The organism is Hymenobacter monticola, from assembly GCF_022811645.1.
GTDB lineage: Bacteria > Bacteroidota > Bacteroidia > Cytophagales > Hymenobacteraceae > Hymenobacter > Hymenobacter monticola.
This window is the reverse complement of record NZ_CP094534.1, coordinates 4,411,816-4,433,689: the sequence shown is the minus strand read 5'-3', so window position 1 is coordinate 4,433,689 and position 21,874 is coordinate 4,411,816. Positions and strand designations below refer to the sequence as shown.

The 21,874-nt window shown below is 63.3% G+C and carries 18 protein-coding genes; 7 read left to right on the top strand and 11 right to left on the bottom strand.

Going from position 1 to position 21,874, the window contains the following annotated elements; all coding sequences use genetic code 11:
• From MTP16_RS18415 to MTP16_RS18405, 3 genes are all read right to left on the bottom strand, one after another.
• A complete protein-coding gene (locus tag MTP16_RS18415; RefSeq protein ID WP_243512732.1) occupies positions 1-2,358 on the bottom strand; it encodes a TonB-dependent receptor in 2,358 nt (785 codons plus the stop codon).
• A 77-nt stretch (positions 2,359-2,435) separates the two neighbouring features.
• A complete protein-coding gene (gene trxA / locus MTP16_RS18410) occupies positions 2,436-2,765 on the bottom strand; it encodes a thioredoxin (protein ID WP_243512729.1) in 330 nt (109 codons plus the stop codon).
• A 101-nt stretch (positions 2,766-2,866) separates the two neighbouring features.
• Complete coding sequence (locus tag MTP16_RS18405; protein WP_243512726.1) at positions 2,867-3,316, bottom strand: hypothetical protein; 450 nt, start codon at positions 3,314-3,316, stop codon at positions 2,867-2,869.
• A gap of 177 nt (positions 3,317-3,493) precedes the next feature.
• Here MTP16_RS18405 and MTP16_RS18400 point away from each other — a divergent pair, with 177 nt between their 5' ends.
• A complete protein-coding gene (locus tag MTP16_RS18400) occupies positions 3,494-3,823 on the top strand; it encodes an HNH endonuclease (protein WP_243512723.1) in 330 nt (109 codons plus the stop codon).
• A gap of 3 nt (positions 3,824-3,826) precedes the next feature.
• Here the strand turns inward: MTP16_RS18400 and MTP16_RS25925 are convergent, their stop codons facing one another.
• Entirely contained in the window at positions 3,827-7,543 is a 3,717-nt protein-coding gene (locus tag MTP16_RS25925) for an AAA family ATPase (protein WP_262922643.1), read from the bottom strand.
• A gap of 217 nt (positions 7,544-7,760) precedes the next feature.
• On the opposite strand from MTP16_RS25925, the gene MTP16_RS18385 reads away from it, so the two are divergent.
• Positions 7,761-8,693, top strand: coding sequence for an alpha/beta fold hydrolase (locus MTP16_RS18385; RefSeq protein WP_243512717.1), 933 nt, complete (start codon positions 7,761-7,763; stop codon positions 8,691-8,693).
• Positions 8,694-8,774: 81 nt separating this feature from the next.
• Here MTP16_RS18385 and sbcD read toward each other — a convergent pair whose 3' ends face one another.
• The 3 genes from sbcD to MTP16_RS18370 form a co-directional block, all read right to left on the bottom strand.
• A complete protein-coding gene (gene sbcD, locus MTP16_RS18380) occupies positions 8,775-10,034 on the bottom strand; it encodes an exonuclease subunit SbcD (protein WP_243512715.1) in 1,260 nt (419 codons plus the stop codon).
• A 261-nt stretch (positions 10,035-10,295) separates the two neighbouring features.
• Positions 10,296-10,556 carry a redox-active disulfide protein 2 gene (locus MTP16_RS18375; protein ID WP_243512713.1) on the bottom strand — a complete coding sequence of 87 codons (261 nt, stop codon included), beginning with the start codon at positions 10,554-10,556 and terminating at the stop codon, positions 10,296-10,298.
• A 147-nt stretch (positions 10,557-10,703) separates the two neighbouring features.
• Positions 10,704-12,083, bottom strand: coding sequence for an MBL fold metallo-hydrolase (locus MTP16_RS18370; RefSeq protein ID WP_243512711.1), 1,380 nt, complete (start codon positions 12,081-12,083; stop codon positions 10,704-10,706).
• 740 nt (positions 12,084-12,823) lie between these two features.
• Between MTP16_RS18370 and MTP16_RS18365 the strand changes: the two genes are divergently transcribed.
• Together MTP16_RS18365 and MTP16_RS18360 are read left to right on the top strand one after the other, a co-directional pair.
• Positions 12,824-13,858 carry a T9SS type A sorting domain-containing protein gene (locus tag MTP16_RS18365; protein WP_243512709.1) on the top strand — a complete coding sequence of 345 codons (1,035 nt, stop codon included), beginning with the start codon at positions 12,824-12,826 and terminating at the stop codon, positions 13,856-13,858.
• Between the two features lie 40 nt (positions 13,859-13,898).
• Positions 13,899-15,272: a T9SS type A sorting domain-containing protein gene (locus MTP16_RS18360; RefSeq protein ID WP_243512707.1), complete on the top strand. Its 1,374-nt coding sequence runs from the start codon at positions 13,899-13,901 to the stop codon at positions 15,270-15,272.
• A 75-nt stretch (positions 15,273-15,347) separates the two neighbouring features.
• Here the strand turns inward: MTP16_RS18360 and MTP16_RS18355 are convergent, their stop codons facing one another.
• Complete coding sequence (locus MTP16_RS18355; RefSeq protein ID WP_243512705.1) at positions 15,348-15,791, bottom strand: DUF4890 domain-containing protein; 444 nt, start codon at positions 15,789-15,791, stop codon at positions 15,348-15,350.
• Positions 15,792-15,961: 170 nt separating this feature from the next.
• Entirely contained in the window at positions 15,962-16,381 is a 420-nt protein-coding gene (locus MTP16_RS18350) for a hypothetical protein (protein WP_243512703.1), read from the bottom strand.
• 254 nt (positions 16,382-16,635) lie between these two features.
• Here MTP16_RS18350 and MTP16_RS18345 point away from each other — a divergent pair, with 254 nt between their 5' ends.
• Complete coding sequence (locus tag MTP16_RS18345) at positions 16,636-18,219, top strand: amino acid permease (protein WP_243512700.1); 1,584 nt, start codon at positions 16,636-16,638, stop codon at positions 18,217-18,219.
• Between the two features lie 85 nt (positions 18,220-18,304).
• Here MTP16_RS18345 and MTP16_RS18340 read toward each other — a convergent pair whose 3' ends face one another.
• Positions 18,305-18,544, bottom strand: a complete 240-nt coding sequence (locus MTP16_RS18340; RefSeq protein WP_243512698.1) for a hypothetical protein — start codon at positions 18,542-18,544, stop codon at positions 18,305-18,307.
• Positions 18,545-18,630: 86 nt separating this feature from the next.
• Entirely contained in the window at positions 18,631-18,837 is a 207-nt protein-coding gene (locus MTP16_RS18335) for a hypervirulence associated TUDOR domain-containing protein (protein ID WP_243512696.1), read from the bottom strand.
• Between the two features lie 341 nt (positions 18,838-19,178).
• Between MTP16_RS18335 and MTP16_RS18330 the strand changes: the two genes are divergently transcribed.
• Both MTP16_RS18330 and MTP16_RS18325 read left to right on the top strand, forming a co-directional pair.
• On the top strand, positions 19,179-21,032 hold the full coding sequence (locus MTP16_RS18330; RefSeq protein ID WP_243512694.1) for a tetratricopeptide repeat-containing sensor histidine kinase: 1,854 nt from the start codon (positions 19,179-19,181) through the stop codon (positions 21,030-21,032).
• Positions 21,033-21,141: 109 nt separating this feature from the next.
• The gene (locus MTP16_RS18325; protein ID WP_243512691.1) at positions 21,142-21,816 is read left to right on the top strand and encodes a response regulator; all 675 of its coding nucleotides are present in this window, start codon (positions 21,142-21,144) and stop codon (positions 21,814-21,816) included.
• Positions 21,817-21,874: the final 58 nt, after the last annotated feature.

Sequence of the window (21,874 nt, the reverse complement as noted above, 5' to 3'; positions counted from 1 at the left end):
CTAAAACCGGAAATTATACGTCAGCGAGGGGATGACCGGGAACAGCGACACCTGCCGGGCCGCAAAGCCGGTGGTGCGGCCGCTGGCTTTGTCGCGCACCGTGTCGAAGAACACGAAGTAGGCGTTGCGGCGGTTGTAAGCGTTGTAGATGCTCAGGGTGAGGTCCTGGTTGAGGCGGGTGCCAATTTTGTACACCACGCCCAGGTCGAGGCGGTGGTAGGGGATGAGCTGGTAGGAATTGCGGTTCGGGTAGATGGGCACGGGGCGCGGGTCGAGGCCCACGCTGGAGCCCGGAATATCCTGCAGGCCGAAGCGGCCCAGCGGCAGCGTGGTCAGGTTGCCGGAGGTATATACAAAGCTAGCCGTGAGGTTGATGCGGGGATTGAGCTGATGCAGCACTACCACCGTCAGGTTATGGCGACGGTCATAGTTGGGGTGGAAATCCTGGCCGTTGTTAATGCCGGAAGTGCCGCGCTGGGGTTGGAAGTTGCGCCAGCTCCAAGCCAGCGTGTAGCCTATCCAGCCGGTGGTTTTGCCGGTCTTCTTCTCTAGATAAATCTCGTTGCCGTAGCTCCAGCTTTTGCCAAATATGAATTCCGCGTCCAGTTCCGGGTTCACAAACAGCTGGGCGCCGTCGCGGAAATCGACCTGGTTGCGGCCCCACTTGTGGTACACCTCATCGGTGAGCAAATACTTGCCATCGCCCAGCAGAAAGCTGGCCCCGGAGCTCACCTGCTGCGATTGCTGGGGCCGCACCGACAAGCGCGAGGGATACCAGATATCGGTGGGCAGCGTGGCGCCGGAGTTGGTCACCAAGTGGACGTACTGGTACATCAGGGCGTAGTTGGCCTTGAAGGAAGTGCGGTCGTTGAGGGCGTAGCGCGCGGCCGCGCGCGGCTCCACGCCGCCGTACTGGTCCGAGCCGCTGCGGAAGCCGGTGAGGCGCAGGCCGCCTTCGAACTGCAGCTTGTCGGAAGCCTTATAGTTGTCGGAAGCATACAGCGCGCCTTCCAGCCCGTAATAATTCACGTCGGAGCCGAAGTTCACGCGGCCGTCGCCGGAGTTGGCGTCGAGGCGGCCCACGCCGAAACGGTGCTGGGTAACGAGCGCGCCGGCTTTGAGTTGGTGCCGGTCGGTGGGCGTGTATTCGAAGTCGGTGCGGGCCGTGTAGTCCCGGATGTTCGAGCCCAAGCCGAAGGTGAAGGTATCGAGCTTGTTGGTGAGGTTGTACTGATAATCAGACACCGCCACGGACGTGTTCACAAATAGCTGGGGCGAGAAAACGTGGTTCCAGCGCAACGTGCCCACGGTGTTGCCCCAGTTGAAATTGAAGTTGAAGCCGCCCGTGCTGCCGAAGCCAAAGATGTCGCGCCCCAGGTAGCCCGTCAAAAACAGGTGGTCCTTCTCGCCGAGGGTGTAGTTGGCCTTGGCATTCATGTCGTAGAAGTAGTAGTCGGGGATGGGGCTGTAATCTTCCTTGCCCTCGTTGACCTTGTTGAGCGCCCGCGTGAAAATGTCGAAGTAGGTGCGCCGGCCACTCACAATGAACGAGCCCTTGCCCTTGTTGATGGGCCCCTCGTAGGTGAGGCGCGAGGAAATGAGCCCGATGCCGCCCGTGGCCACGTAGTGCTGCCGGTCGCCCTCGCGCAGCTTCACATCCACCACCGACGAGAGCCGTCCGCCAAACTGCGCCGGAAAGCCCGATTTATAAAGGTCCACGCTCTGCACCGCGTCGGAATTGAACACCGAAAACAGCCCGAACAAGTGGTTGGGGTTGTACACCAGCGCATTGTCGAGCAGCACCAGGTTTTGGTCCGAGGAGCCGCCGCGCACAAACAAGCCGCTGCTGCCTTCGCCACCGTTCTGCACGCCAGGCTTCAGCTGCAGGGTTTTCAGTATGTCGACCTCGCCAAATAGGGCCGGCAGCAGCTTGGCCTCCCGAATGCTGAGGTGCTCGACGCCCATCTGGGTGGTTTTCAGCTTTTCCTGCAGGGTGGCGGCGCCTTCCACCACCACTTCGCCCAGCTCGTTGCCGCCTTCTTCCAGGGCGAAGGTCAGGCGCTGGTTGCGGGTCAGGTTGAGGTCGCGGGTTTGCTGCAGGTAGCCGATAAAGGCAATAACCAGCTGGTGGCGGCCCGCCGGCAGGCTCAGGCTGAAGTGGCCCAGCGAATCGGCCGCGGTGCCCGTGCCGAGGGCCGGCACCGCCACGCTGGCCCCAGGAAGGGCCTCGCCCCGGGCGCTGCGCACCGTGCCGCTCACGGTGAACCGGGTTTCCTGCTGAGCCCAGGCCCCTTGCAGCCCCACCCAGCTAAATAAAAGAATAATAAATAGATAACGCGCAGAATAATAAAAGGCCATACAGGAACTGAGACGGTAGCGCAAAGGTAGCCACCCCCAACGCCAGGGTTGGGCAGATAGTTTGCCCAACTGCCGCGCTACCGGTTTACCGACGCACTTTTGCCCACGTAGGGTTGCAGCACCTGCGTAATTTGGGCGGCCGGCACCACGCCTGCCTGCCGCCACACCGGCTGCCCCTGGTGAAAAAGAATCAGGGTCGGAATGCTTTGCACGCGGTATTGCTGCGCCACGGCCTGGTTTTTATCCACGTCGATTTTGATGACGCGCAGCTTGCCGCCGTGCTGGGCCGCCACCTGCTCCAGAATGGGTGCCATCGTCTTGCAGGGGCCACACCACGTGGCGAAGAAATCAACCAGAACCGGCATGCCGGGGCTGTTGATGAGCTCGGAAAAGGACTTGCGGGGCATGATGCAGGAGAGTGAGAAGCGGGAAGTAAGAGAACCTTAAACGCGAAAAACCCAGCCGAGGGCCGGGCTTTTCAGGAAAGGAGACTCGCAACGCGTCAGAATTACTTGGTAATCACGGTCACGTCGTTGGCCACTTCCGGGAAAACGAAGCGGCCGCTCACGGCTTTCACGCCTTTTACGCGGCATTCCCAGGTGTAGCGGCCGGGGGCGGCGACGGCGGCCTCACCGCTTTCGGCTTTGAAATAATCGGGGTCGGCCGGGTCGGTGGGAAACAGCACGTCGATGCCGGTTTGGTTTTTGGCCAGCTGCTTTACCAGAAAGTAGTCCTTGCCGGTTTTCTCGCTGTGCACTACGAAGGTGGCGGTGTAGGGCCCCAACTGGCCGTACTTGTCCAGAATGCCCAGCTTGATTTGAGCCGTGGTGCTCACCATCCAGGTTTGGGCGTGGGCGGCGGAGGCACTCAGCAGCCAGAGGGCCCCCACGGCCCCTAGCAGCCGGCCTGCGCGCATCAGGCCTTTCGAGGAGGAAACAGGGAGTACAGGTGTTGTCATGAGTTAAGATTAGAGGCGAAAAACGACAATGCGGCAATAAACGGCCAAAAAAAGGTGAGCAAGCACACCAATGCTGGCCAAGTTAACGCCATGAAAACGAATCCGCAACTTGCCGCTAATGAATGCTGTTCATTGCATTAGGTGGTTAGCCCCCGCCCAACCCATTTGTTGCAACATATGGCCCAACGACGCGACCGGCTAATCCCCGGCCCACCCGCTGCTACCCTCGACCGCGCCCATTCTCAGTGCGGCCTCTGCGAACGCCTGGTGCAGGCCACCTCGCGCCACCACCTGGTGCCGCGCGAGGAAGGTGGCAAGCACGGTCCCACCGTCGACCTGTGCCAGCCCTGCCACAGCAGCGTGCACCGCTTCCTCACCAACCGCGAGCTCGCCCGCCAGTACCCCACCGTGGAAGCGCTGCGCGCCGCCGAAGGCCTACAAACTTACCTGGGCTGGATTCGCAAGCAGCGCGTGGAACGCATCACCAACCGGCGCAGCCGCCGCTGAAAATCAGGGCGTCGCGCAACTGGTTTCGTTGCCCCGCACGCCCACCAGGTACACGCTGCTGTTGCCGCCCGCCCCGGGCCGCACCCTGATTTGGGTGCTAATCCGGTCCTTGAGGTCGGATACGTGGGAAATGACGCCAATCATCTTGCCCGAATGCTGCAGGCGCTCCAGCGCGTCCAGCGCCGTGTTCAGCGCCTCGGGGTCGAGGGTGCCAAAGCCTTCGTCGATGAACAGCGACTCGATGCGGGCTTTGTGGCCGGCCAGCTCGCTCAGGCCCAGAGCCAGCGCCAGGCTCACCAGGAAGCTTTCGCCGCCCGAGAGCGAGGCCATGGGGCGCACGGTGTCGGCCTGGTCGTGGTCGATGATTTGCAGCTCCAGGTTGCGGTTGGGCATTTTCAGGATGGTGTAGCGGCCGGTGAGCTGGCGCAGGCGCAGGTTGGCCAGCCGGGCCAGGTGCGTGAGGGTGAGGCCCTGGGCAAACTGGCTGAACTTGTCGCCCCGCGCCGAGCCAATCTGCTCGCTCAAATCCTGCCAGCGTTGCTCTTCCTGCTGGCGCAGGGTCAGTTCGTGCTGGCCCGCGGCCAGCCGCTCCCGTGCATCATCGTCCTGCCGGAGCTGGTTGCTTACGGCCCCGAGCTGCTGCTGCAGCACGTCATCGGCCGCCGACAGCGCCTGGAGCTGGGCGGTGAGCTCGGCGGCGGTGTGGGGCGTGAGGCCGGCTTCGGCGTGGTGGTGTAGCTCGGCCGTGAGGTCGGTGAGGCGGCGGGCGGCGGCGGCCTGGGCGGTGCGGTGGTCCTGGTGGCGCTGGGTGAGGCGTGTGGCCTCGGCAGCGGGCAGGAGCAGGGCGCGCGCCTCGGTGGCCGTGGCCAGGCCAGCGGCGGCCAGGGCCGCCGTTAGCTCGGCCTCGCGCTGGGCGTGGGCGGCGCGGTGCACCGCCAGCTGCGCCTGCAGGTCTTTTTGGCGGTTTTGCTGAATTTCCAGCGTCTTTTGCTGGTCGGCCAGCTCCGCTTGGGCGCGCACGGCGGCATCGGCCAGGCGCTGAGTGGCCAGGCGGAGTTGCTCGGCTTCGGCGGCAGGGTGGAGGCCGGCGTACTGCGCCTGGCGGGCCGCCAGCTGCCGGGCAATAGCTTGCTCTTCCGCTGCCAGCGCGGCGGCAGTGGCGGCGAGCTGTTTGGTTTGCTGGGCGAGGGTTTCGGTGTGGGCCTGGTGCTGGCTGGTTTTGCCCAGCAGCGTTTTACCCAGCTCGTTCAGGGCCACCACTTGCGCTTCGTAGTGCTCGGCCCGCTCCCGTAGCGTCGCCAGAATGCCGTCGTAGGGCGGGCGGGAGGGCAGCTGCAGGCGGTGGGGCGCCAGGAAGTCGCGAATTGAGTCTTGGAATATATCGGACTGTTCCTGCCAATGCAGCAGCTCTTCGGCCAGCTTGGCCAGGTCGGCTGCCGTGGCTTCCTGCCGCTCCAGCAGCCGCGGAATCTCACGCTCGGCTGCCGTAGCGGCTTCGCCTTCCCGGAGGTATTGCTCACGCAGCTTGGCCAGTTGCTCGTCTAGCTCGGCCACGCGGCGGCGGGCGGCCACGGCGGCTGCTTGCTCCTGGGTAGCGGTTTCAAGCAGGGCGCGCACGGCCGCCGGGTTGGCGGGCTCGGCCGGGGCGGGCGTGCAGGTGGCGGCCAGGGCAAGGGCCTGCTGCTGGGCTGCATCGGCGGCGGCCAATGCTTCTTCGCGGAGCTTGCTGCGCTGCTGCTGCTCGGTCTGGCGGCGGGCCAGAGCCGTGGTGGCGAGGCGCAGGTCCTCGTCCAACTGGGCCAGCGCTAGCTGCTGCTGCGTCACACGCTGCTCCTGCTCGTCGGCTTCGGCGGCAAAATCGGCGGCGAAGGCGTGCTCCAGCGCGCCGCACAGCGGGCAGGGCTGGCCGGGCTGCAGGTGCTGGCGGTGCTGGTTAAGGTCGGCCAGGGCTTGTTGGGCGCGCAGCTCGCGGCGGTAGCTGTCGAGCAGGCGCTGGCCGTCGGCCCGGCGCGTTTCGAGGTGAGCCGCGGCGGTTTCGGCCGTGGCCAAGGCCGGAGCTTCCTGCTCCAGCTGAGCCGCGAGGGCGGCGGCGCGGGCCCGGTGCTCGTGCGCGGCCTCGGCTTTCGGCAGAAGCTGCTGCAGCGCCTGCTGCTGGGCGGTCAGGTCGTCGGCGCGCTGGGCCAGGGCCGCGGCCGTGGTGCCGAGCAGCAAGGCGTCGCGCTCGGTGCGGCAGGGCTTGCCCTCGTCTTCAATAGCTTTTTTGCGCGCTTTGGCTTCTGTTTCGAGGGTTTGCTGACGGCGCAGGTCGGCGGCGGTCTGGTCCTGCACTTTGCGCAACTCGGTCCGGCCAGCCTCTATGCGGGCCGTTTCCTTTTGCGCGCCTTGCAAGTCGATGATTTCGCGGTCCAGGGCCAGCACCTGGTTTTTCAGCTCAATCTCGGCGCTGTGCTCGATAAGCCAGCGGTCGAGCGTTTCGTTCTGGCCTTGCAGGGCCTTGATATCCTGCGCTTCGCGGCTCAGCTCGTCGGCTGCTTGCTGGTGCTCCAGTTGCTGCCGGGCGTGGGCATCGCGCTGCAGCTGCAGTTGGTGCCGCGCGGCGGCAATGGCCGCGTCCTGCTCCTGGGCCTGGCTCAGCAGCGGGCGCAGGCGGTCTTCCTCGGCTAGCGCGGTGGCGTGGGCGGCCGTGGCGGCCATGTGAGCAGTGGCGGCCGTTTCGGCGGCGGTGGCTAGCTGGGGCAGGGCTTCGGCCAGCTCGCGCAGCTGCTTTTCGTCGCTGGCCACTTCCTTCTCGGCGGCCTCGGCCAGCTCCAGGGGTTTGTCGACGGCGGCGGCGCGCAGGTGGCCTTCGAGCCGAACAAACTCGGGCTGCAGCTGCTCGTCATCGCGTTGTAGGCGCTCGGCCTCGCGGGCGGCATCGGCCAGCTGCCGGTCGAGCTGGTCGAGAATGGTGCGCCAGGTCAGGCAAATGGTTAGGTCCTGCTGCTCCTCGTAGTGTTGCTCGGCCTGCTGGTGCAGCACGTCGAGCTGGCGTTCCAGGTCGGCACGCTCTTCCTCGCTGAGCAGGCGGGTGGCGTCCAGTTTGGCGCGCAGAAGCTTGGTTTTCAGTTCTTCCTCTTTGGCTTTCTCAAACGCGGCCACGCTCAGCCGCGAGTAGATGCCCACGTTGGTCATTTTTTCGAGCAGGGCGCTGCGCTCTTTCTCGGGGGCGTGCAGGAAGCGGGCAAACTTGCCCTGGCTCAGCAGCACCGACTGCTCAAACTGCCCAAAATCGAGCCCTGATACTTCGCTGACGCGCTTCGGCACGGCCTCTTTGCCGCTCACCACGGCCACGTTGGAGGGGCTGAGCACCAGCGTCATGGCGTCGGGGTTGAGGGCGCCCTTGTCCTCGCCGCGCACTTTGCGCTTCACTTCCCAGCGCGAGCGGTAGCGCACGCGGTCCACGGCGCCGGTGTCGGCGTTGGTTTCGTGCACTTCAAATTCTACCTCCGAGAAAGCGTCCTTGGCGTGGCGGCTCACCATTTCGCCCACCTGGCGGTCGTGGCGCGGCACCCGGCCGTAGAGGCCCACGGCAATGGCGTCGAGCAGCGTGCTTTTGCCCGCGCCGGTGGGGCCCGTGATGGCAAACAGTCCTGTGTCGGCCAGGGGCGTCTCGTCGAAGCGAATCAGGAACGGCCCCGGCAGCGAGTTCAGGTTAGCGAAGCGGACGCTAATAATTTTCATGCGAATTCTTTCCCAAAATACTTCCCGAAGGTACGGCGGCCTGCGGCAGCAGCGGCCTGGGAAAGGCCATTTGGCCGGTTTGGGTTCCCGCAAACCAATGGCCTGCCCCAGGTGCGGGCACAACTCCGCTCCGTGCCTAGCCGTTGCCCTTAAATGCTCCTTGCGCGCCCCCGGCGTCCGCAAGCGGAAGGCTCACGTGTAAACCAAAAGAAAGGCCATGACTATGAATTACATCCGGCGCGGCGCGGGCCGGCCGTTGCTGTTGCTGCACGGCATCGGCGGCAGCTGGCGCTCCTGGCAAACCATCCTTGAGGACCTGGCCGCCGAGCGCGAGGTCATTGCCGTCGATTTGCCGGGCTTCGGCAGCACGCCGCCGCTGGCCGGCCCCGTCACCATCGCCACCCTGGCCGATGCCATGACCGAATTCCTGCGCGAACAGCACTTGCTCGGCATCGACGCCGTGGGCAGCTCCATGGGCGCCCGGCTGGTGCTGGAGCTGGCCCGGCGGGGCGGCGTACTGGGAGCGGTGGTATCGCTCGACCCGGGTGGGTTCTGGCAGGGTTGGGAAGTGCCGGTGTTCTTTCACAGCGTGGCCATTTCCACGCAGCTGGTGCGGGCCCTGCAGCCCGCCATGCCCTTCCTCACCGGCAATGCTGCCACGCGCACGGCGCTGTTTGCCCAGTTTTCGGCCCACCCGTGGCGGCTGCCGGCCCACGTGGCCCTCGATGAGATGCGCAGCTTTGCCCACGCGCCTTCGTTTAGTGAGCTGCTGGATAATCTGGCCTATGGCGAAGTGCAGCAGGGCGCGCCCGCCGGCAGCATTGGCGCGCCGCTGGTGATTGGATGGGGGCGACAGGACCGGGTGTGCTTCCCACGCCAGGCCTCGCGGGCCCTTAAAAAATTTCCCGACGCCCGCCTCTATTGGTTTGAAAACTGCGGCCACTTTCCGCAATGGGACCAGCCCGCCGAAACCGTCCGGCTGATTCTGGCCGTCACTGCCGGACAAGATTTTCGCGACGCTGATATTGCGCAGCAGCCCGTTGGGGCAACGCAAAAGCCGGTTTTGATGGTAGCCGTCGCAGCAGGAGTGGGTGCCCTGGTGCTGGGCGGCCTATGGCTGCTGGCGATGAAGAGGGCGGAAAGGAACTGAATTAAACAAAGCGTCCTGTTCCACCTGCGCTGGACAGGACGTTTTTCTTTATTATGAAGTAGCTTGATAAACTAGCTTATTTTACGACGCTTCGCCGTTCCACGCCTGCGGGTCGCCCTCGCCCAGCAACTGGCGCAGCTCGCGGAAAGTGGCGGTGAGGGCCGCCGCCCGCTCGGGGGGCAGGCCCGCCACGCGCCGGCCGAAGACTTCGTCCACGGTCAGCTCGTGCAGCAGGGCCAGCGGAATGGCGGCTTCGGCCAAGTCCGGAACCTCGGTGGCGCGCTGGTGGCGCACCCCTTTAGGGGCAATGACCTGCTGCTTTTGCAGCTGCAGCACGGCCTGCACCCGGCGCTGCACCTCGGCGGGTGTTTCGTCGGAGCGCACCAGCACATCGGCCCAGGCCACGTGCTCGAAAGCGGCGTTGTCGTAGGCCAGAATGTCGGCCTCCACTTCCTCCAGCGTGCCGTGGAAGCGCTGCAGGCGCCGCGTCACGGGCACCGGAATGGGGGTGATGACGGGCGCGCCGGCCCCTTCAAACTCCAGCAGCAGCACCTGCTGCTTGTCGTTGGCTTCGGTGAAGGACAGGGGCACCGGCGAGCCCGAGTAGCGGATGTGCGCCCGCCCGCCCACCAGCTGCGGTCGGTGCAGGTGGCCCAGGGCCACGTAGTCGAATGCCGCCGGGAAATGCTCGGCCCCCACCAGCCCGAGCCCGCCGATGTGCACGTCGCGCTCGGCGCCCTCGCGGGCTTCGCCGCCGGCCGCGTAGAGGTGGCCGGTGGCCAATACGGGCACGTCCTGCTCGCGCAGGCGCAGCACGGCGTCGTGGGCGGCCAGGGCGGCGTAGTGGTCGGCAATGCTCTGGCGGATGCGGAGCTGGCGGTCGTCGAGGGTTTCGCCGGGCACGGCCAGCCGGATGTCGCGGTCGCGCAAAAAGGGCACGGCGCACACCACCAGCCCGGGCCGGCCGTCGGCCGCGCTCAGCGACAGAATCTGCTCGGCGGGGTCGGTGGGTACGCCGCCCACTACGTGAATGCGCAGGCGCCGCAGCAGCTGCCGCGAGGCGTTGAGCATGGTTGGCGAGTCGTGGTTACCGCCCACCACCACGATGTCGCGGCAGCCGGTGGCCTGCATCTTCACCAGAAAGGTATAATACAGCTCCTGCGCCGTGTAAGAAGGCGATTGGGTATCGAAAATGTCGCCGGCAATGACCAGCACGTCGACGGCCTGGGCCTGCACCGTGCGCAGCAGCCAATCGAGAAAAGCCTGCTGCTCGGTGGTGCGTTCCTGGCCGGTGAGGAAGTGCTGGCCGAGGTGCCAGTCGGCGGTGTGAAGGACGCGCATAAGGTAGAGTGAATCTCAAAGATACCCCCGCGGCGAGGATTGCGTTTGTCGCGGCCAGGCACCTGCAAGCCCCGTAAAAGTGCGTCATCCAACCTCCTGACGCATCTATTTTACCAGCCGGTTGATAAATTCTTCTATTTCTGCTTGGCGCGCATTAGCAAAGCCCTTGTCGGCGCCGACTTTTACAAACCCGTACTTTTCTAAATTAGGCTCTTGGGCCTTCCTGAGTCGTAACTAGGGGCTTTGCATAGTAGGCCGAAGCTATGGTTGTTGTGTATTTTTTCTTAAATAAAGCTCGTCTTTAATTTTCTTAAATATCGTTAAGTTCAGCATTAAGATGGGTAACAATGAAAAGGGAATTACTATGAGCGAGACGAATCTTTTTTTCTGGATAGTCAGAGAAATGCCCATGACCAGCAAGATAAGTAGCATTGCTGCAAGCGCCCCCGATACCAATTTGATGGTCTTTTGCCTCTTAAGCAGTTCTTCGCTACTCAGTGTTTTTAGGTCTTCGGGTTTCATTTTAACGTTTCGCTGATAAGTAAATCCTGGTGGCATGCGTGCGCAGGACGTGTGCCGGCGGCATAGTTTCTGTCATACTAATAGTGGCGTGAGGTATCTGATTAACAATACCTCACGCCACCATCTGTTAATTTCAAAAGTAGTGGCCTAATGCACGGCCGCCTTCTGGAAGTCCGTAATGGCCTCGCCCAAATCCAGTACCTTGGCACCCGGCAGGGCGGCCTGCACAATGCTGGCCCCGGCCGCCGAGCGGTAGCCGCCCGCGCAGTGGATGAGCACCGGCTTGTCGGTCGGAATCTCGTGGGCACGCTCGCGCAGCTCGGGCAGCGGAATGACCAAGGCGTCGTCGAACACCTGGTTTTTGGCCTCGGCGTGGTTGCGGATGTCCACAATAGTGAAGGCCTCGGGATGCTCGCGCACCTGGGCCACGTCCACGGCCGGAGCGGTTTCGGGCAGGGCGGCCGGGGCCAGCAGGGCGCCTTTGATGTTGGCTTCGTAGCCGATTTTGGCGGTTTTGCGCACCACCGTGTCCAGCGCAATCTGCGAGTCGGCCAGCAGGTAGAAGGGCTCCGTGGGGCCCACCACCGAGCCCAGCCAGGTTTCAAACTTGCCGCCGTCCTGCAGGTTGATGGCGCCGGGCAGGTGGCCGGCGCGGAACTTGGCGGCCGGGCGGGCGTCGATGAGGAGCACGCCGGGCTCGAGGGTGGCGGCGCTGCTCAGGTGCGGCACGGCGCGGATACTGTCTTCGAAACCGCGGGCGCCCTGCTTGTTGAGCTTCACGTCGTGGCCGAAGTACTTGGGCACGAAGGGCTGGTCTTCGAGCAGCACCTTGATGAACTCCTCCTCCGACATGGGCTGCAGGGCGTAGTTGGTTTTCAGCTCTTTGGCAATGGTGGAGTCGAGGTCGGTGCTGGTGGTTTTGCCGCAGAGGCTGCCGGGGCCGTGCGCGGGGTACACCTTGGTGGCGCCGGGCAGGGTCATGAGCTTGTTGCGGGTGCTGCGGTACAGCTGCGCAGCAAGCTCTTCGCGCTTGTGGCCGCCCACGGCCTCTTCTTCGCGCAAGTCGGGCCGGCCCACGTCGCCCACAAACAGGGTGTCGCCGGTGAATACGGCCCGGCTCTGGGCCAACTCGTCCATCAGGAGGATGCTGATGCTGTCGGGCGAGTGGCCGGGGGTGTTGATGGCGTGCAGCTCGTAGCTGCCCAGCTTGAGGCGGTCGCCGTCGTCGAACGGGCGGTGCGGGTACTTGGCACCCACCAGCTTGCTGCAATAGATGGTGGCCTCGGTTTCTTCGGCAATTTCCAGGTGCGACGACACAAAATCGGCGTGCGGGTGCGTCTCAATCACGGCCACGATGCGGGCTTCGTGCTCGTCGGCAAAGTCGTAGTAGGGCTGGGGGTCGCGGCCCGGGTCGATGATGGCGACCTGGCGGCCGCAACGCACGGCGTAGCTCGCGTGCGCCAAGCCCTTGTCGTAAAACTGCTGGATTTGCACAGCCGAGGCCGTGCTACTGGGGAGGGGGGGCATAAGAAAGAGGATTTTTAGCCGGGTGGTTAGGCCAAATATAAGCAAGCAGCGCAATGCAAGGTTTTGCTCAGCTTTCTGACTAAACGAGCCAGCGCCTTGGCCGAAGGCTGCCTGCAACTGGTAAAAGCTGCAAACAAGGTTCTGCGGCTATTGTGTTGAGCTGTCTTTGGTGATTAAATTAAATCAATGATTTTCAGAGTGTAATAGAAATAATATGCTTGCTGTTGCATTTTCGGATTGCACGCAAATTATAATAAATAAGTATGGGATGAGAAATATGCAATGCGGTTGATATATTGCCGAGCTCAACCGGCGTACCTATGTTGCTGGTGCTAAGGGTGTCTATGTACTCGCAGCAGGAGCACCTCCTGTGAAGGCCAACACATTCTCTTCGAACAATGACAACAACCTTACGCACCCTGTTAGCCCCGGCCTTGCTAGCCGCCGCGCTCCAACCCGCATTCGCCCAATCGCCCTGGGTAGCCCCGGCCGGCAGCGGGGGACCGGCTTTCTACTCTTTCTATGGAGTTAGTCGCGCGACGTACCTGAACATACCCCAATCAGACGCACTGTGGTGCTTATATCTTGCACAGGGAACTGGGGGGCCCGGTCGCCAGTCTAATATATCTGATGCGTACCAGACCCTGAACGGTGGGCAGACGTGGAATCAACAACAAGTTGGTTACGGGGCGATTTCTGCGTCGGTCCTAACCCCCAGCACAGGACAATTGGTAACCGACATGTCGGCGGTAGACGCCCAGACGGCATGGGTGATGAAGTACGACCTGACCAGCCCGGCAAATAGCCTGCTGCGGACGACCACTGGTCCCGCAGGGTTTGCACCGATAGCGACGGCCATTCCGCGCTTTACGGCCATCCACTTTTTCTCGGCTACCGTAGGCGTGGGGGTAGCGGCCTCGGCAAGTGGGGCGGGCACGTGGCCCATCTACCGAACCACGGACGGAGGCATGACCTGGAGCCCGGTAGCGACGGCCCCAGCCACAAGCGGCGGCGCCATCGAGTTGGTTACGAGCAAGCAGGGCGTTGGCAATAGCCTCTGGTTGCGAACCGAAGCAGGCACGCTGCTGCGCACACCCGACGCCGGCCTGAGCTGGACGGCAACGGCCAGCCCCGGCAAGGTAGCGTTTGAGAATGCATTGACGGGGCTGTCATACAAACAAAGCACAACCGGGCCGGAGCTATACCGGACCAGCAACGGGGGCAGCACTTGGACGCCGGTGGTTTTTAGCGGGCAGCCGTTGTTTAGCACCATGACGGCCATTCCGGGCGCGCCGGGCACGTACCTGAGCGCGGGCTATGTCACGGCGGGCCCCACCTTTGCGGGCGTGAGCGCCATCACGCGCGACGGCGGCGCCAGCTGGCAGGTGCTGTCCTCCGACAATACGCCATTTTCGATGATTGCGGCCGGTAGCAACGGCGAAGTATGGGCGGGAGTTGAAAAAGTTTATCCTTCCGCGCCCAGCCCGCTGCTGCGGTTGAATCTAACGGTGCTGGCGGCCAAAAACGCCCGGGGCGCGTCGCCGGTGGCGGCCTACCCGAACCCGACCAGCGGGCTGCTGCACGTGGAAGGCGTGGTGAACGGCACGGAAACGGTGCGGGTGTACGACGTGCATGGCCGGCTCTGTCAGACGGGCGCGGTGACGGAGCGGGCGCGCGCCGTAGACTTATCGGCGCAGGCGGCGGGCATGTACCAACTGCAGCTGAGCGCCGCCGATGGCACAGTGCGCAACCTGCGCGTCAGTAAAACTGAATAAAGTGCCTCATTCTACTGTTATTTCCCTTATTGCCATCGGCATGAAACCATTCCTACGATGCACCGCCTTGGCTTTGCTGGTGGGCAGCATGCGGCCAGAAGCCGCCCAGGCCCAAATCAGCTGGACTTATGTTTCAACCCCCTGGGCCAGATATGGATTCGGAGTGCCCGCACTCATGACCCTGCGGGCGCCTGCGCAGGGGGTGGTGTGGGGCATCCGTCCTTATAATTTGCCCGGAGGGCCTGGCAATTCAGTTTGGGCTTACCAGCTATTCACTTCCAGCGACAACGGGCAAACCGTGCAACAAAGCGAAGTGGCTAGCTCCAACGACGGTGGCACGGGAGCGGGCGGCAGCAACGTCATCGACTTGTGGGCCACCGACGCCCAGCACGTGTGGGTCGTGACCCAGGGCACCGTAAGCGGGGCCCGCACGCTGCTACGCTCCACCACGGGCAGCACGGCCCTCGCGGCACTCCCGGCCGCTGCCACGCCGGCCACGTTGCGCACGGTGCGGTTTTTCAACGCCACTGCGGGCGTGGCCATTGCCGATGCTGGCGCGGCCACTACCTGGCCCATTTTCCGGACCGTGGACGGGGGCACCACGTGGCAACCCATTGCCAACACGCCCGCGGCGGCAGCGGGCGAAGTAGCCACAGACGTGGCCCTGCTCGGTCCCAATCTGTGGGCAACCTCCAACCGGGGCAATGTGCTGCGCAGCACCGACAGCGGCCAAACCTGGAGCATACAGGCTACCGGCCTGACCAATTTGCAGAGCGCCAGCTTCACCGATGCCTTGCATGGGCTGGCCTACGACCGGCTTCCCACCCAGCTAGCCGTCACCGCCGACGGGGGCCTCACGTGGGCACTAGTTACGCCGAGCGGGCCCATGCGCCGTTGCGCCATACAAGCCCTGCTCGACGTGCCCGGCGCCTACCTGAGCGTGGGGCCGGGCAGCTACCAAGTGCCCAACGACCCCAGTGGCACCGCCATCAGCACCGACAACGGCGCCACGTGGCGTTCGCTGGAAACCTTCTCTTTCCATCGGGGGCTGGCCGTGTGGAACTCGGCTAATATTTGGGCCGGGGGCGACTACGGATGGGCCGCAAGTGGTTCCAGCATCATCAATTTTCTGGTCCGAAGCACTGGAACATTGCTGGCCACCCGCACGGGCCAACTGGCGCAACACAAACTGGCAGTGTATCCCAACCCCACCGCCGGGCCGGCGACAGTTGCTGCCGCCACGCCGGGTCAAAAGCTGAAAGTCTACAATGCTATAGGCCAGGTGCAGTTTCAACAAGAAATGCCAACGGCTGTCGCGCCCATCGACCTCAGCAATTTGCCCGCGGGGATATACCAAGTGGTGACCGAGGGGAAATTGGGGCGACAAGCTGCGCGCCTGACGGTGGTGAGATAATATGGTCCAGCCAACGAAAAAGCCCCGCTCGGAACCGAACGGGGCTTTTTTTATTGGCAATTAGCCGGGGGCTGCTTACGCTTTGGCTTTTACCTTCATTTTGCCGCCGTGGCCCTTGCCGCCGTGGCCGCGGTGCTCGTCCTTCAATTGGTCGAACTTGGCGTATTGCTCGGGTGTGAGGATGGTTTTGAGCTGAGCGGCGTACTTCTCGTGCGAGGCTTTCATTTCGGCGCGGCCGGCGGTTTTGTCGGCCGCGTATTTGGCTTTCAGGGCCTGAGTTTCCTGCTGGCGGGCCAGCATCAGCTGCTCTACTTTGGCTTCCTGGTCGGCGGTGAGGCCGAGCTCTTTGGCCATTTTAGCGGCTTTGTGGTCGGCCATCTTGGCGGGGTCCTTGGGGCCGTGGGCGCCTTTGCCGCCGTGCATTTTTACTTTGGTGGTAGCCGCCGGAGCGGTTTGAGCGAAGCTGGTGCCGGCGGTGGTGAAGGCCAGGGCTGCGAGCAACATCAGGGTCTTTTTCATGCTATTGTAAGAAGAAGGGGTGAAGGGAGATTTAAGAGGAGGAGCAACCAGAAAGTCGCTTCGTTTGCTTAATAGGGTATTTGCAAGCGGTGTGCCAAGTGTGAAGGGCCCTCTCAGCCGCCCGGTATTCATCGATAAACGGGCGCCTTTCGCAGATGAAGCCGGTGAATTTACGGTCGTGCACCAAGGCCCGGTCCGTTGGCGTGGCGCTCGCGCAGCTTGTCGCGCTGCTCTTCTTTCAGCTGCTCAAACTTCGCAAACTGCTCGGGCGTGAGCACGGCCCGGATTTGCTCGGTGTACCGGGCTTGGGCGGCTTTCAGGTCCTGGCCCATGCCGCGCTGACGGCCGTTGGTTTGCACCCGTTCGCGCAGGGCCCGCATGTCCTGGCCCTGGGCTAGCAAGATGGGCTGCAATTTAGCCTGCTGCTCGGGGCTGAGACCAAGCTCCTTGGCGAGGTATTGGGCGCGGCGCTGGGCCTGCTGGTCGGGCGATTTTTGCAGGGCGGCGGGGGCGGGGCCGGGCTGCGTTTGGGCCGCGGCGGAGCTGCCGGCACCAAGCAGCGCTGCGAACAGCACAAGCATCTGGCTCATGAGAAAAGCAATGAAGGGTGAAACACGGGCTTGGATGCCGCGCGCCGCGACAGGTTTAAGCGGGGTATAAGCCACAGCGAAACACCGGCGACGTTTGCGGCCCGAAGGCAGCTGGCCCAAAGGAAGGCGTTTTGCTGCCTATATTTCGGGCCCGCCGCCGGTGCCTGGTTTTAAAATGCCGGCCAAACGGCGTCGGAGCCTTTCGTTTCAACCTCTTTTTTATTTCACACTTCTTCCTCCTTTACACCTAACACATGGCAAGTATTTTCGCCAAAAAACCGTTGGCCGTGCTCCTGGGCGAGGCCAACTCCACCGGGCACGGCACCCTGCAGCGCACGCTGGGCGCCGGCAACCTCGTGGCCCTGGGCGTGGGCGCCATCATCGGGGCGGGCCTGTTTGTGCGCACCGCCGCCGCCGCCGCGCAGGCCTCCGGGCCGGGCGTGACGCTGGCCTTCATCGTGGCCGCCATCGGCTGCGTGTTCGCCGGCCTGTGCTACGCCGAGTTTGCGGCCATGATTCCCATCGCCGGCTCGGCCTACACCTACGCCTACACCACCATGGGCGAGTTCGTGGCCTGGGTCATCGGCTGGGCCCTGATTATGGAATACGCGCTGGGCGCGGCCACCGTCAGCATTGCCTGGAGCGAGTATTTGAACAAGCTGTTGGAGGTGTTCGGTACCAGTATACCCTATAATCTCAGCCACTCGCCCTTCGAAAGCGCCGTGGTGAACGGCACGTTGGAGCACGGCCTTATCAACTTGCCGGCCCTGTTTGTCATCGTGGCGCTGTCGCTGCTGCTCATCAAGGGCACGCAGGAATCGGCCATGTTCAACGCCGTGGTGGTGGTGCTGAAAGTAGCCATCGTGCTGGTGTTCATCGCCGTGGGCTGGCAGTTCATCAACCCTGCCAACCATACGCCTTATCTGATTCCTGAAAACGCTGAGCCCGTGAAAAACGCGGCTGGCGTGGTGGTGCGTGAGTACACGGACTGGAACAAGCACGGCTGGGGCGGCATTCTGGGCGGCGCGGCCATTGTGTTTTTTGCTTTCATCGGCTTCGACGCCGTGAGCACGGCTGCGCAGGAAGCCAAAAACCCCAAGCGCGACATGCCCATCGGCATCCTCGGCTCGCTGGCCGTGTGCACGGTGCTCTACATCCTGTTCGGCCACGTGCTGACGGGCGTGGCCAACTGGCGCGAGTTTGCCGACCCGGCCCTGGGCGGCGAAGCCTCGGTAACCTACGCCATCAAGGCCCACATGAAGGGCTACGAGTGGCTGGGCACGGCCGTAACGGTGGCCATTCTGCTCGGTTTCTCCTCGGTAATCCTGGTGATGCTCATGGGCCAGAGCCGCGTGTTCTTCTCCATGGCCAAGGACGGCCTGATGCCCAAAGCCTTCTCCGACTTGCACCCCCGCTTCAATACGCCTTACAAGTCGAACCTGGCGCTGCTGGTGTTTGTGGGCGCGTTTGCGGCCTTCGTGCCCGGCTCCCTGGCCGGCGACCTGACCTCGTTTGGCACGCTGCTGGCCTTCGTGCTGGTGAGCGTGGGCGTGTGGATTATGCGCCGCTCCGACCCCGACCAGCCCCGGCCGTTCCGCTCGCCGCTCTCGTCGGCCAGCTTCCCGCTGGTGCCGTTCCTGGGCGCGGCCATCTGCACGCTCATGATTCTGGCCCTCGACTCGAACACGCTGAAGCTGGCCCTAGGCTGGATGCTGCTGGGCTTCGTGGTGTACTTCCTCTACGGCAAGAAAAACTCCATGCTCCAAAAGGGCGTGGTGGTGGTGCCCACCGAAATGGAAGAGGAGGCCTTCATCAAGCCCGACCCGAACAACCGGTAGGCTCGGACCTTACCCTTATTGAAAAGCCCCGCTGGTTGCTGCCAGCGGGGCTTTTTGCTAGTGTACGGTGCCCACTCAGCCGTTGCTATTTTCTGCCAGAACCCTGGCCCAGAAGTTCGCGCAACACATGCAGTGTCAACAATGCCACCCAGAAAGGGAAGCTCCAGACCAAGCACATGAAAAGGCTAGCGGCCAAAAGGAAAAGCAGCATCCCAGCGTCTGTGCTGCTTTTCAGCCCGCCGGAAAATAAAAACAACGCGGCAGCCAAGACCAATGCTACGCCCGCCGCCACCGGATAATAGACAAAGACTATTTTCTTAAGCACCCATAAAGATAGGCTGGCTCACCCTCAAATTTTAACTGGGGCAGGAGAATAAGGTTATCATTGTTTTCAGTGGGCTTAGCGGCTTTCTAAGCCGCCTTCACTTCGCTTTTGAGCTTGAGCACCCGGTCGCCATTTTCCTGCACGATGACCAAAGCAGGGTCGTCGGCCGAGCCGTTGCGGTGAATTTCGGAGCCTTTGAGGGTGCGGGAAATGGGCTCTTTGTGGACCGATTCAATTTTGCCGGTGGCGGTGCCGGTGCCGTATTTCCAGCTTACTTTGGTGCCTTTGCGCATGGGAAGTGGGAGGGAAGGATGAGTGAAAACGGCCACGAACTGCCGGGCTGGTAGATGCTTACTTTCAAAAGGGGAGAATCGTTGCCGGCCCACAGCGGTAGCTGCCGCAGGAAAAGGCGCTGCTGGTATTGCCCAGGGCATTTGCTGAAGCTTAAGGACCGAAGTATTTCTGATAATCAGGAAAAACAATGCCCCTAAGTATGGCATAATTGCTTTACTTAGCAGCATTGATATTATCGGATTAACCAGAACCGTTAAGCGTAGGTAAGATGCGATGTAATGAACGGGTGTTCCGCTTTTTGTGGCAGCTGGGAATTTGGGTCGGAGTAATGGGGGCTGGGTTGGCTTCCCGCGTTCTTGCGCAAGCCGTTCCGGCCGCTTCGCCCCTCATCGACAGCCTGACCCAGCGCCGCGCCCAGGCCCCCGACACCGCCCGGCTGCGCCTGCTGCTGGCCGATGCCAACGCCTTGCGCACCATCGAGCCCGCCGAAGCCAAGCGCCTGGCTGCGCTGGCTCTGCAGCAGGCCAAGGCTACTGCCCGACACGAGGGCCCGCAACAGGTGGCCCTGCTGCTCCTCGGCCGGCTGGCGAACGCGGAGGGCGACTTTGCCGCGGCGGCTAAAAGCCTGATGCCCGCCCTGCGTCTGGCCGAGCAGCGCCAAGACCTGCTGGGCCAGGGCAGCGCCTGCCTGGCCCTGGCCACCACCAACAAAAACCTGAAGCAATTCGCCCAAAGCCTGCAGTACGCCCGCCGCGCCCAAGCCGTGCTGCGCCAGGCGGCGCAAGCCGGCGACCCGCGTGCCGCCAAGCCGCTGGCCATTGCCTTCAACAACAGCGGCACCGCCCTGATGGAGCAAAACCAGCTGGCCGCCGCCCGTGCCGACTTCCGCATTTCGCTGCAAAAAGCCCGCGCCCTTGGCGATTCCAGCGTGGCCGTGCTGGCCCTCTACAACCTCGGCGGCCTGGCCCTGCGCCAGAAAAACGGCCCCGAAGCCTACCGCTACTACCGCCAGACCCTGGCCATCGACAAGGCCGAGGGCAACGAGCAAGGGCAAGCCGAATCGTGGCTGAACCTGGGCGATGCCCTGGCCCTGCTGCACCGCACCGCCGAAGCCGAGGACGCTTACCGCCACGCCCTGCAGCTGGCCCGCCGCCAGCGCGCGCTGCCCATTGTGCGGGTGGTGTATAACGGGTTTGCCACGCTATACGAAGATGGTAATCAGCCTGCAAAGGCCCTGCAGTGGCAGAAACGCTTTCAGTCGCTCAATGACTCCATCTTCCAGCAGGAAAGCGCCCAGCAAGTGGCCGAGCTGCAAACCAAGTACGACACCGAGAAGAAGGAGGCCCGCAACCGCCTACAGGCCGCCCGGCTGCGCGAGCAGCAGCAAGTCATTCGGCGGCGCACCGCTTTGTTGTGGGCCGGCGCGCTGGTGGCCCTGCTGCTGGCGGGGCTGGCTTACTTGTGGGTGGCGCGGCGGCGGCTGCGCCGCGAGGTGGAGTTTGCCGAGGAGCGCCAGGCCTTGCAGCAGCAGCGCGCCCAGGCCGTGCTGGAGGCCGAGGAAACCGAGCGCCGCCGCATCGGCTCCGACCTGCACGACGGCGTGGGCCAGCTCCTGACGGCGGCCAAAATGAACCTGCACGCGCTGGGCGACGAGCTGCGGCTGAGTACCACCGGCCAGCAGGCCATGTTCCAGAACGCGCTGGACGTGGTAGACGAGAGCTTCCGCGAGGTGCGCAGCATTTCGCACAACCTGCTGCCCAACGCCCTCATCAAGCGCGGCCTGGCCCAGGCCGTGCGCGACTTCCTGAACAAAATTGCCCCCGATGGCCACCTGAAGGTACAGCTCGAAGTGGTGGGGCTCGACCAGGGCGGGCGTATGCCGGCCACGGTGGAGAATGTGGTGTTTCGCGTCATTCAGGAGTTGGTGCAGAACATTCTGAAGCACGCGCGGGCCACGGAAATCACCCTGCAAATCATTCGCAGCGCCGACGAGCTGACGGTGATGGTGGAAGACAACGGTGTGGGCTTCGACCCCGCCGCGCTGGGCGAGGACGCAGGAATTGGCCTCAAAAATATTGAGAGCCGCATGGCTTACCTGGGCGGCCGGGCCGACTTCGACGCGGCCCCCGGCCGGGGCACCACCGTGACGCTGGCAGTGCCAATGGAGCGCTCAATAGCAAAATACTTAGCCTGATTTGTTGCAAACCGCATTTGGGCTTGAGTATGTTTGAATGTGAATATTTACCCTTAGGTTCTGCCTCCGGCTGTACATGTTGCCTCTCGCCTCTGCAAAAATCTTAACCATGAGCTACGAGCCCGCCGCCCCGCCCCGTACGTCCGTGCTGCTGGTGGATGACCACCAGATGGTGATAGAGGGCATCAAAACCCTGCTAAGAACCGATGCGTCGGTGCGGGTGGTGGCGCAGGCCAATTCGGGCTTCCTGGCCCTGCGCTGCCTGCACGAGCACCCCGAAATCAACGTGGCCCTCGTCGACCTGAACATGCCGCAGATGAGCGGCGTAGAGCTCACGCGGCACATCCGGGCGGGCTTTCCGGCCGTGCGGGTGCTGGCCCTGAGCATGTTTCACGACCACGCCTCGGTGATGGAAGTGCTCGATGCGGGTGGGGCCGGCTACCTGCTCAAAAACGCCACCAAGGCCGAGCTCAGCGCCGCCATTGCCAACGTGGCGGCCGGGCGCACCCACTTCAGCCAGGAAGTGGGCCAGACGCTGCTGCAGCACCTCGACGTGCCCGCCCAGCGCCGCGACGGCACCCAGCCGGTGGCCGAACTCACCACCCGCGAAAGGGAGATTTTGCGGCTGGTGGCCGAAGAAAAGTCGAATCAGGACATCGCCGCGGCGCTGTTCATTTCGGAGCGCACCGTGGAAACGCACCGCAAAAACATTCTCACCAAAACCAGCTGCAAGTCGGTGGTGGGGCTGATTCAGTACGCCATCAAGCACAAGCTGCTGGCGTGAGGGCGGAGCTGTGGATTGATGGATTGGTGGGTTGTGAGGAAGAAGTATAGGGCCAATT